Genomic DNA, 9,769 nt, shown 5'->3' with positions numbered 1-9,769 from the left:
GCGGCTGGGGGATGGGCGACGGGACGATCCGGTGGCGGCTGCTCGAGGACGCCGGCGCCGAGGCCGCGACCGCCGTCGAGCGGGCCGCCGCCGCGCTGGAACCACGGCTCGGAGGCGCGACGATCATCCCGAGCTTCCGGACGCCGCTGGAACGCGAGCTGGCCGCGGGCTGACCCGGGCGCCGTCGCGAATTAGGCTCGGGGTATGTGCCGCAACATCAGACCACTCAACAACCTGGCCCCGCCCGCCACCAACGACGAGGTCTACGACGCCGCGCTGCAGTACGTGCGCAAGCTCGCTGGCACGCGCAACCCGTCGCAGGCCAACCGCGAGGCGTTCGACCGCGCCGTCGAGGAGATCGCACACTCCACCCGGCATCTGCTCGACGCGCTGGTCACCAACGCCCCGGCGCGTGACCGTGAGATCGAGGCGGCCAAGGCGAGGGCTCGCTACGAGGCCCGGATCGCGGCCGGCGCGCCGCGCTGACGCAGGTCAGTCCAGGCTCATCGCGATCGGCGTGCCGATCTCGACGGTCCGGCTCACCGTGCACAGGCGGTCGTGTGACTTCTTGGCGGCGTCGGGCAGCACCGCGCGCGCCGCGTCGCCGTCGTCCCCGGCGGGGAACCGGACCCGGATCGACACCTCGATGTCCTCCAGCCGGTTGCCCTGCTCGTCGCGGATCTTGTTCGCGGTGGTCACCATCTCGAACGACTCGGGCTCGGCGCGGCGGGATGTGATGAGGTCGATGTCGATGGCGGAACACCCGGCGATCGCGGTCAGCAGCAGCTCGACGGGGGTGAAGTCGCCGTCGTCGCCCTGCCCGAACGGCAGCTCGCCGCCGCGGGCGTTCGTGGCGACGTAGCGGCGTTCGCCGACCCGCCGCAAGGAGACCGTGCGTCGTGCGTTCTCAGCCATGCCTTCACCCTGTCACGCGGATGGCGGTGGATCTGCGCTGGCCCCGTGGTGGTGCAGCAGCTCGCGGGCGAGCGTTCGCCCCGCGTCGGCGAGGGCCGGCGGATCGGTGACGAACGCCAGCGGCCCGGCGGTCAGCAGCAGCACGCCGAGCCGGCGGTCGACCGGCGGCAGCAGCCGGATCCGCAGCTTCACCGACTCCGCGTCCTCGGCCAGCAGCTCCGAGCTCTCGGCGAACCGGTCGACGACCCAGCGCGCGTCCTGTGGCACCACCAGCTCGACCCGCTGCTCGAACCGGTAGCCCGACAGCCGGTCGTCGACCTCCGACGGCCGCTGGAACGTCTCGTCCAGCATCGTCGCCTCGCGGATCCCGGTGAGGATGAAGCTGCCGACGACGCGGCCGTCGGCCGACATCCCGGCGTCGACCTCCCAGCCGCGCCGCGTGCGCAGCAGCCGGTACGGCGCGATGCGATGCTCCATGCGGTCGTCGCGCCACACCGGCGTGTAGGAGACGCGCACCCAGCGCCGCAGCCGGATCGCGTCGATGAGGGTGCCGGCCAGCTCGGCCTTCCAGTGGTCGTCGACCGGGCGCAGGCCGGGCAGCATGGTGTCGCCGAGCGTGCGCAGCGCGCCGTCGAGCACGTCGTTGTCCGGCTCCAGCGACAGCAGCGCCTGACCGGCCCGGTAGATGTGGGCGAGCTCGGCCGGCGACGTGTGCCGCACGCCGATCTCGGTGGCCGGCAGGTCCGTCGCCGCGCGCACGACCTCGGCCACGGCCGGGTCGACGTCGTCGGTCTCGCCGCCGGCGTCGAGGAACTCGATGCCGACCTGCCGCTGCGGTCCGCTGTCGGCGCAGTAGTAGGCGACCAGCTCCTCCCGCAGCGTCGGCTCGGCGACGTCGAGCTCGGCCGCGAGCCGGCCGACCGGGACACCGCCGGGATGCATGGTGAGGACGCGGAGCGCGTTCGCCACCCGTTCGAAGCGGCGGAGGAACACGGGTTGAGGAAGGCTCATGGGTCAGTCCAGAAGTGATTCCAGCTCCCGGAGGAGCTCGCTGCGGATGCTCTCGGGCCCCAGCACGCGGACGCGCGGGCCGAGCTCGTAGACGCGGTTGCGGAACGCCGCCCGGTGCGTCACCCGGATGGTCAGCCGGACCACGTCGTCGTCGACCTCGTGGTACGACGGCGTGCCCAGCAGCGTCTCGACCTGGTTGCGGTGCGCGGGTGTCGTCTCGACCGTGACGTCGACCGCCTCGTCGATCGTCCACGCCAGCGGGTCCAGCTCGTCGCGGTACGGCTCGTGCCGCGCGTCGGCCGTCCGCGGCAGGTCGACCCGCACGTCGGACATGCGGTCGGTGACGAACTGCTTGGTCCTGTCGCTGCCCTGCTCGTGGCCGACCAGATGCCAGCCCGCCGTGCCCGGATAGACGAAGTGCGGGTGCACGACCCGCGGCCGGCGCTTATAGACGAAGCGCAGCCGGCAGTGCCGCTCCAGCGCGTAGAGGACCTTGTCGAGAGCGTCGTCGTGCCCGGACGGCGGGACGGTGCGCAGCTCCGGCACCGGCGGCACGTCGCCGTCGCCCTCGAGGCCGGCCCGCTCGGCGAACGCAGTATCGCCGGCGATCAGCGCGGCACGGCTCAGCTCGGCCTGCTGCTCCGGCGTCAGCGCCAGCCGCAGCCGGTTGTCGCCGGCGAACACGCGATAGACCGCGGTCTGCCCGGCCGGCGCTTCGTTGCGAATGTCCCAGCCCGCGCCGTTGAGATCTTCGATCAGCCGTTTCAACTGACGAACGTGGTGTTCTTCGCCCCCTCCGAACGCCGCGATACTCAACAATCGCGGCGTCGGTATGCCCTTCGGCTCGGCCGCGACCAGCGCGGCGAGCACACGTGTCACCCTTTCCAACGGACCGAGTTGGTCCCGCCCACCTGCCATGGCGCCCCTCCACAGCGACATCGGACGATCATGCTATGCCCGGGTCATGAAAAAGGCCAGAGTAGTTGGTCCTTTCTCATTTTGGGGGAAATCACAGAGTGTAGATTGCGGCAAATACCCCTAGAACGCTTGGAATACGTTAGGCACTAGGTGTGGATAGTTTCATTCAGTAAAACTGAGTCAGTCCTCGCGTTCGAGGGAGTCGCGCAGCAGCCGGCGGATCAGCACCTCGACGAGCATGCGGTCGTCGTCGCGCAGGAGCTTGAAGAGGTCGACGAGGTCCTCGGTGCGGGCCGGGCGCGGACGGTGCTCGACCTCGGGCTCGCGCGGCTCCGCGGGGCGCTCCAGGTGCTCCATGCCGGCCGGCAGCGCAGTGGCGTGGAAGATCGCCAGCGACTGCGTGCAGCGGGTCATCGCGACGTAGAGCAGCCGCCGGCCGAGCTCCGTCCCGTCGCCGATCTCGGCCGGCTCGACCAGCGCGACCGCGTCGAACTCCAGCCCGTTGACGAGGTCGGCCGGCAGCAGCGTGACCGCCTGGCCGAGGTCGCCCTCGCGGCCGTCGCCGGCCTTGATGCCGGCCGACTGGCAGTACCGCAGCGTCTCGTCGTACCGCGACGGCGCGACCACGACGCCGACCTTGAACCCGGTGCCGGCGGCCGCCTCGCCCGCGGAGATCGCGACGGCCGCCTCGTCGCCCGGATCGACCCGGCGCACCAGCGGCGTGCCCAGCCCGTCGCGCAGCGAGTCCGCGACCTCGAGCACGCCGCCGCCGGCCAGCTGGCGCCGCGACAGCTCGACCACCGGGCGCGGGACGCGGTAGCCGAGGCTGAGTGTGACCTCCCGCGACTCGGAGCCGAAGTAGCCGGTCAGCTCGCTCCAGTCGTCGTGCTTGCCGGGACCGGTGGAGCAGTCGAGGTCGCCGGCGAGCGTGACGTCGCGGCTGCGCCGGGCGATCGCGCGTGCCTGCATCGGCGACAGGTTCTGCGCCTCGTCGACGACGGCGTGCCCGTAGCGCCGCGCCGGGCGGCCGAGCAGATGCGCCAGCTCGTCCAGCAGCACGAGGTCGTCGACGGTCCACGGCTCGTCGTCGGCGGACCCGGCCGGCTCGCGGTACAGCACGTCGCGCTGGCCGGCCTTGAGCAGGTCGTCGGCGAGCCGCTCCAGCAGCGCCGGGTCGCCGTACAGGCCGCGCAGCAGCTCCTCCGGCGTCTCGCCGGGCCGGTCCGCGGACTCGACCAGCCGGCGCAGCACCATCGCCATGACGGCCGAGCCCTTGACCCGGGCCGCCTCCGGCCTGGCGTCGCGGCCGCGCAGCTGGGCCGGGCCCTCGTACAGCGAGGCGACGTCGGCGGTGACGGCGGCGGCGCCGAGCCGCGGCAGCACGTCGCCGACGTAGGCGCGCAGCGTGGCGTTCGGCACGACGACCAGCAGGCCGCCGGCCCGCGCGCCGTCGTCGTTGGCGGCCAGCCAGGCGGCGCGGTGCAAAGCGGTGATGGTCTTGCCAGTGCCGGGCCCACCCTGGATGACGAGGATGCCGGGCCCGGGCTCGCGGATGATCGCGTACTGCTCGGGCCGCAGGGTCGCGGTCGCGTCGGCGATGGCGCCGGTACGGAACTGCTCCAGCGCGGCGACGACGACCTTGCCGACGACCGGCCGCTGGTCGCGGGACGGGCTGACGTCGCCGGCGGCGCCGCCGGCGATCTCGTCGTGCAGGGCGATGACCTGGCGGCCGCTGACGGTGACGACCCGCTTGAGCGTGACGCCGCCCGGGTCGGTGGCGCAGGCCTGGTAGAACGCGCCGGCCTCGGGAGCGTGCCAGGCGACGACGACGGTGTCGCCGTCCTCGTCGCGGACGTCGGCGCGACCCACGTAGCGCGAGCCGCCGGCGTCGTCGACCCGGCCGAACAGCGGCGGCAGGTCCGGCGCGTCGTCGCTCAGGAAGGCGTACGAGCGGTCGAGCTGCTGCTGCTCGTCGTCGAGAGCAGGGTGTGTCGTCACGTCCGTCCCTCCATCACCACGGTGTGCCGGGATCGACGTCGACAGCTGCGACCTACCCCGCGGAACCTCCCGCGCCGTTGCGGTATTTGACCATGATTGCGCAGATCCCCGTCCAGGTCAGGCGAACGATCGGAAAGATACCTTCCAGTTATGTCAAGGGGGCGCCGCCGTTGTGGTGGAACAGCACGAACTCGATCCGCGCGGCGTCGACATCGACGCCGGCGACCTGCAGTTCGACGGCCCAGCGGTGGACCGTCTCGACGTAGGCGCGGTAGCGGTCGGCCCGCCGGCGCGATCCGGCCAGCCGGGCGGTGCCGCCGATGCGCAGCGTGTCGTTGAGCGTCGCGTACACCCGTTCGTCGAGGGTGAGCGGCTGCCAGTCGCGGCCCGGTGCGTGGCCGGCCAGCGCCCACCATCGGCTGGCGTAGGACTGCCCGACGCCGGGCAGCGACCACCAGCGATGCACCTCCTCCAGCGCGCCGTCGTGCAGTGAGCCGGCGTGCCGCAGCGCCTTCGCCGAGTCGCTGAGCACGCGGAACGCCCGCGCCGGGTCGAGGATCGCCTTGGCGGTGTTGGCCTGGTAGCGGCCGCCGGTCAGCCCGGACGCCCAGGCCATCGTCAGCACGAACGTGCGCAGCACCTCTCTCGTGTCGTCGACGTTCATGGCCGCGCACGCCCGGCGCACCCCGTCGCGGCTCACCGTGCGGTCGTGCGTCTTCGACCCGGGGACGGCGCTGGTGAAGCGGCGGCCGGTCAGTAGTACGCCGGCCGCCAGCGACTCGGGCACCCGGATCAGCGCGTTCTGCCAGGTGCTCGGCCGCAGCCGGGCCGGCGGTTCGCGCACGTCGGCGTAGCGGTCCAGCAGATCGCGCAGCACCGGGGGCGGCGACGTGCTCATGGCGCTCACGCTACGCGGCGGCACCGACAGGATCGGCTTGCGTCGAGGACCCGGCGGCTACAATATCCACGGCCGCTGCAGGACTCCGGCCGACCTGCCCGCACCCCCAAGCCGAGCAGGTCGACCAGAGCGAGAGGACGGTACGACACACCCCGGACAGAACGAGCGCCACGGACCCGGCCGAGCCGGCCGGCGCCCCGAGGACGGAGGCTGCCGCAGTGCAGAACCGGCGTTGACGCCCCGCCAGCAGACCGGCATCTGGTCGATCGGTCCCTCGGTGTACCTCCCGTCGCTGCTGTTCGGCATCGGCCAGGGCGCGATCGCGCCGGTGATCCCACTGTCGGCGCGCGAGCTCGGCGGCTCGGTCGCGGCCGCGGGCCTGGTCGTCGCGCTGCTGGGGGTCGGCAAGATCGCCGGTGACCTGCCGGCCGGCCTGCTCGCGGTCCGGCTGGGCGAGCGGCGGGCGATGCTGCTCGCGCTCGGTGTCGTGCTGGCGGGGCTGGCCGCCTGCCTGGCGGCGCCGTCGGTGCCGGTGCTGGCGGCGGCGGTGGTGCTGATCGGCATCGCGTCGTCGGTGTTCGGGCTGGCCCGGCACGCGTACGTCACCGAGGCGATCCCGTTCGCGCTGCGCGGGCGGGCGCTGTCGACGCTGGGCGGGACGCAGCGGATCGGGCTGTTCGCCGGGCCGTTCCTGGGCGCGGCGGTGATGAGCCGGCTGGGCCTGGCCGGCGCGTACTGGGTGCACGTCGTGGTCGCGGTCGCGGCGGTGGTCGTCCTGCTGGTCGTGCCGGAGCCACCGGTGGCCGGCCGGGCCGCGGTCCCCGCGGGGGCGGGGCGGCCGGACGGCACGGCCCGGATCATCCGGCGGCACCTGCCGGTATTGCGCACGCTGGGTGTCGGCGCGCTGCTGGTCGGGGCCGCCCGGGCCGCGCGGCAGGTGGCGATCCCGCTGTGGGGCGAGCACATCGGCCTCGACCCGGCGACGGTGAGCCTGCTGTTCGGCCTGTCCGGCGCGATGGAGATGCTGATGTTCTATCCGGCCGGCTATGCGATGGACCGCCTCGGCCGCCGCTGGGTCGTCGTGCCGTCGATGCTGCTGCTCGGCCTCTCCCTCGTCCTGCTGCCGCTGACCGGCGGCGTCGGCGCCTACACGGCGGTCGCGCTGCTGATGGGCCTCGGCAACGGGCTGGGCAGCGGCATCATCATGACGATCGGCTCGGACGTCTCGCCGGACGTGAGCCGCGCGACGTTCCTGGGGGCGTGGCGGCTGTTCGCCGACCTCGGGATCGGCGCCGGGCCGGTCCTGGTGAGCGTCGTGACGGCGATGGCGACGCTCGGCGCCGCCATCGCGACCGCCGGCGCCGTCGCGTTCGTCGCCGCCGTCCTGATGGGCCGCTGGGTGCCGCGGCACGGCGGCTGAGTCAGCCGGCGAGCTGCAGATCGACGAGGAACAACGGGCCGCCGGTCCCGTCGACGAACCCGCGCACGTCCTGGAGCCGCCACGTCGACGGGTCGGGGACGAGGGCGTCGCCGTGCTGAACGTATTCCACCACGGCCTCGCGGACCCGGGTGATGCGGCCCGAGGTGAGCGGGACCTCATCGGGGAGAAGACCGTGGTGGTCGTGGGCGAATCGCCCGGTCAGCGGGACGGGGCCGCCGACGGGCAACGCGGGGCCGAACGCCGTCACCCCGGCGAAGGGCCCGCCCTGGACGGTGAGCAGCGCGCCCTCGCGGCCGTGGTCGCTCCCGACCCGCTCACCGGTCACGACGTCGACAGTCACCAGCGCGTCGGGCACCGAGTGGTCGTCCTCGGCCACCGAGAGCCGCCAGTGCACCAGGTCGCCGACGGCGAACGGATCGCCGCAGCAGGCGAATTGCCACTCCTCGACCAGCACCGGCAGAGTCATGCGTCCATCATGCCCGGGGCGGACCCGGCACATCGTTCCATGTTGGCCCGACCTACGCTGAGCGCGACTCGGTCCCACCAGCCAGCGAGGAGATCGGCATGCCCTTCATCGTCGGTGCGTACGCGGCGGCCCCACGCGGCCTCGAACCCGGCACCCCGTTCCGGACCTTCGTCGACGACGTGCTGGCGGTGCCGGCCGTCGACGGGCTGGAGGTGCCGTTCCTGGAGAACGGCTCGCCCTGGAGCGACCCGTCCTACCTGCACGCGACGAGCGCGGCGAGTCAGCACGTGCTGACGATGATCCCGGCGACGATGATGGCGCTGGCCGCGTCGCCGGGCCAGGGCCTCGCGTCGTCCGACGACGGCGGCCGCAAGCAGGCGGTCGAGCAGCTGCGCCGCGCGTACGAGTTCGTCGCCGCAGCGAACGCGGGGCCGGGCGGGCGGTTCGCCGCCGTCGAGGTGCATCCGGCGCCGCGGCACCCGTACACGTCCGCCGATGCGTTCCGGTCGTCGCTGGACGAGGCGCTGACCTGGGACTGGGACGGCGTGCGGCTGCTGATCGAGCACTCCGACGCGCACACCGACACCTACCCGCCGTCGAAGGGGTTCCTGCCGCTGGCCGACGAGCTGGACGTCGCCGACGAGCGTGGGATCGGCGTCGTCGTGAACTGGGCCCGCTCGGTCATCGAGACCCGCGACGCCCACGGGGCGCGCGAGCACATCGCCGCAGCGGTGGCGCGCGGCCGGCTCGGCGGCCTGGTGTTCTCCGGCGTCTCCGACGCGGCCACGCTGGACGGCCCGGCGTGGGCCGACCTGCACCTGCCGATCCGCGACTGGTCCGACGAGCCGGTCGCCGCCGACGCCGCGACCAGCCTGCTCACCGTCGACGAGGTGACGGCGTGCGTGGCCGCGGCCGGCGCGCCGGAGTTCGTCGGCGTCAAGATCACCTCACCGAGCAACGCCACGCCGGCCGAGTGCCGCGACCTGGTGCGGGCGCACGTCGCGATCGTCGCCGCCGCCGTCGGGTGACGCCGTCAGAGCGGCGGGTAGCGAACCTCGACCTCGTCCAGCTTGTGGTGCGCGTTGGCGACGAGGTCGACGTCCAGCGCCATCGCGAGGTGGACGAGGTAGGTGGTGACGTCGGCCAGCTCGGACCGGATCCGCGCGGCCGCCTCCGGGTCCGCCGTCACCACGGCGGCGGACTCCTCCGGCGTCAGCCACTGGAACTCGGCCAGCAGCTCGCCGACCTCGCCGGCCAGCGCCATCGCGAGGTTCTTCGGGGTGTGGAAGGACTCCCACTGACGGTCGGCGACGAAGCGCGTCAGCCGCTCCCGCAGGCCGTCCAGGGTCGAGGTGTCGGTCACGATGGTCATGATGCCGCCCATTGACGTTCTCCTCGTGCTCGCGGTCGCCGTGTTCCTCGGCGCCGCCGTCCAGGGCGCGATCGGGCTCGGCCTCGGCCTGCTCGCCGCGCCGGTGGCGACGCTGCTCGCGCCGGAGCTGATGCCCGGCACGATGTTGTGGCTGTCGATGCTGCTGCCGGTGTTCTCGCTGGCCCGCGAATGGGCGCACGTGGACTGGTGGGGGCTGCGCTGGGCGTTCCTCGGCCGGGTCCCGGCGACGGTGCTGGGCGCGTGGATCGTCTCGGTCAGCTCGCCGCGGCTGCTCAGCGTGCTCGTGGGGCTGGTGATCCTGATCGCGGTCGTGCTGACCGTGCGGACGGTCCGGCTGCCGATGCGCGCCGGCGTGCTGGTGGGCGCGGGTGCGGTGTCGGGCATCTCCGGCACGGCGACGTCGATCGGCGGGCCGCCGCTGGCGCTGGTCTACCAGGGCGAGCTGGGGCCGCGGGTGCGCGCGACGCTGGCGATGTACTTCCTGATCGGCGCCGGGTTCTCGCTGCTGGCGCTGGCCGTCGTGGGCGAGCTGACGATGGAGCAGACGACGGCGGCGCTCTGGCTGGCGCCGGTGCTGGTGGTGGGGTTCGCCGCGGCGTCGGGGCTGCGCAGGTTCGTCGACGGCGGCCGGCTGCGGTACGCGGTGATGGTCGTGTGCGCGCTGTCGGCGGTGACGCTGATCGTGCGGGCGCTGGCCGGGTGATGTCGCGCGCCGATTCTGTCGGAGGC

11 protein-coding genes are annotated in these 9,769 nt (G+C 73.3%); 4 read left to right on the top strand and 7 right to left on the bottom strand.

Annotated elements, in window-relative coordinates; all coding sequences use genetic code 11:
• Positions 1–204 precede the first annotated feature (204 nt).
• Positions 205–486, top strand: a complete 282-nt coding sequence (locus C1I92_RS08765; RefSeq protein ID WP_111254279.1) for a DUF2277 domain-containing protein — start codon at positions 205–207, stop codon at positions 484–486.
• Positions 487–492: 6 nt separating this feature from the next.
• Here C1I92_RS08765 and C1I92_RS08760 read toward each other — a convergent pair whose 3' ends face one another.
• The 5 genes from C1I92_RS08760 to C1I92_RS08740 form a co-directional block, all read right to left on the bottom strand.
• Positions 493–915: an OsmC family protein gene (locus C1I92_RS08760; RefSeq protein ID WP_111254278.1), complete on the bottom strand. Its 423-nt coding sequence runs from the start codon at positions 913–915 to the stop codon at positions 493–495.
• A 12-nt stretch (positions 916–927) separates the two neighbouring features.
• Positions 928–1,926: a helix-turn-helix transcriptional regulator gene (locus tag C1I92_RS08755; protein ID WP_146605063.1), complete on the bottom strand. Its 999-nt coding sequence runs from the start codon at positions 1,924–1,926 to the stop codon at positions 928–930.
• Positions 1,927–1,929: 3 nt separating this feature from the next.
• Positions 1,930–2,694 (bottom strand): helix-turn-helix transcriptional regulator, encoded by a 765-nt coding sequence (locus C1I92_RS08750; RefSeq protein WP_158564050.1) that lies wholly within the window; start codon positions 2,692–2,694, stop codon positions 1,930–1,932.
• Between the two features lie 330 nt (positions 2,695–3,024).
• Entirely contained in the window at positions 3,025–4,842 is a 1,818-nt protein-coding gene (locus tag C1I92_RS08745; RefSeq protein WP_111254275.1) for a HelD family protein, read from the bottom strand.
• Positions 4,843–4,990: 148 nt separating this feature from the next.
• Positions 4,991–5,740 (bottom strand): 8-oxoguanine DNA glycosylase OGG fold protein, encoded by a 750-nt coding sequence (locus C1I92_RS08740; protein WP_111254274.1) that lies wholly within the window; start codon positions 5,738–5,740, stop codon positions 4,991–4,993.
• 232 nt (positions 5,741–5,972) lie between these two features.
• Here C1I92_RS08740 and C1I92_RS08735 point away from each other — a divergent pair, with 232 nt between their 5' ends.
• Positions 5,973–7,160, top strand: a complete 1,188-nt coding sequence (locus C1I92_RS08735) for an MFS transporter (protein ID WP_199521077.1) — start codon at positions 5,973–5,975, stop codon at positions 7,158–7,160.
• 1 nt (position 7,161) lies between these two features.
• Here C1I92_RS08735 and C1I92_RS08730 read toward each other — a convergent pair whose 3' ends face one another.
• Positions 7,162–7,647, bottom strand: a complete 486-nt coding sequence (locus tag C1I92_RS08730) for a DUF6578 domain-containing protein (RefSeq protein ID WP_111254272.1) — start codon at positions 7,645–7,647, stop codon at positions 7,162–7,164.
• A 98-nt stretch (positions 7,648–7,745) separates the two neighbouring features.
• Here C1I92_RS08730 and C1I92_RS08725 point away from each other — a divergent pair, with 98 nt between their 5' ends.
• Positions 7,746–8,675: a DUF4862 family protein gene (locus C1I92_RS08725; RefSeq protein ID WP_111254271.1), complete on the top strand. Its 930-nt coding sequence runs from the start codon at positions 7,746–7,748 to the stop codon at positions 8,673–8,675.
• A gap of 5 nt (positions 8,676–8,680) precedes the next feature.
• Here C1I92_RS08725 and C1I92_RS08720 read toward each other — a convergent pair whose 3' ends face one another.
• A complete protein-coding gene (locus C1I92_RS08720) occupies positions 8,681–9,010 on the bottom strand; it encodes a nucleotide pyrophosphohydrolase (protein WP_233506894.1) in 330 nt (109 codons plus the stop codon).
• 10 nt (positions 9,011–9,020) lie between these two features.
• Between C1I92_RS08720 and C1I92_RS08715 the strand changes: the two genes are divergently transcribed.
• Entirely contained in the window at positions 9,021–9,743 is a 723-nt protein-coding gene (locus C1I92_RS08715; protein ID WP_111254270.1) for a sulfite exporter TauE/SafE family protein, read from the top strand.
• Positions 9,744–9,769: the final 26 nt, after the last annotated feature.

This window comes from Jiangella anatolica (assembly GCF_003236295.1).
GTDB classification, from domain to species: domain Bacteria; phylum Actinomycetota; class Actinomycetes; order Jiangellales; family Jiangellaceae; genus Jiangella; species Jiangella anatolica.
The sequence above is the reverse complement of the archived record's forward strand: the minus strand, read 5'-3'. Positions and strand labels throughout refer to the sequence as shown.

What these genes read in the sequence shown, in the direction of transcription:
- C1I92_RS08765 (WP_111254279.1), top strand. Translation starts at nt 205, where the DNA reads ATGTGCCGCAACATCAGACCACTCAACAACCTGGCCCCGCCCGCCACC.
- C1I92_RS08760 (WP_111254278.1), bottom strand. Translation starts at nt 915, where the DNA reads ATGGCTGAGAACGCACGACGCACGGTCTCCTTGCGGCGGGTCGGCGAA.
- C1I92_RS08755 (WP_146605063.1), bottom strand. Translation starts at nt 1,926, where the DNA reads ATGAGCCTTCCTCAACCCGTGTTCCTCCGCCGCTTCGAACGGGTGGCG.
- C1I92_RS08740 (WP_111254274.1), bottom strand. Translation starts at nt 5,740, where the DNA reads ATGAGCACGTCGCCGCCCCCGGTGCTGCGCGATCTGCTGGACCGCTAC.
- C1I92_RS08730 (WP_111254272.1), bottom strand. Translation starts at nt 7,647, where the DNA reads ATGACTCTGCCGGTGCTGGTCGAGGAGTGGCAATTCGCCTGCTGCGGC.
- C1I92_RS08725 (WP_111254271.1), top strand. Translation starts at nt 7,746, where the DNA reads ATGCCCTTCATCGTCGGTGCGTACGCGGCGGCCCCACGCGGCCTCGAA.
- C1I92_RS08715 (WP_111254270.1), top strand. Translation starts at nt 9,021, where the DNA reads ATGCCGCCCATTGACGTTCTCCTCGTGCTCGCGGTCGCCGTGTTCCTC.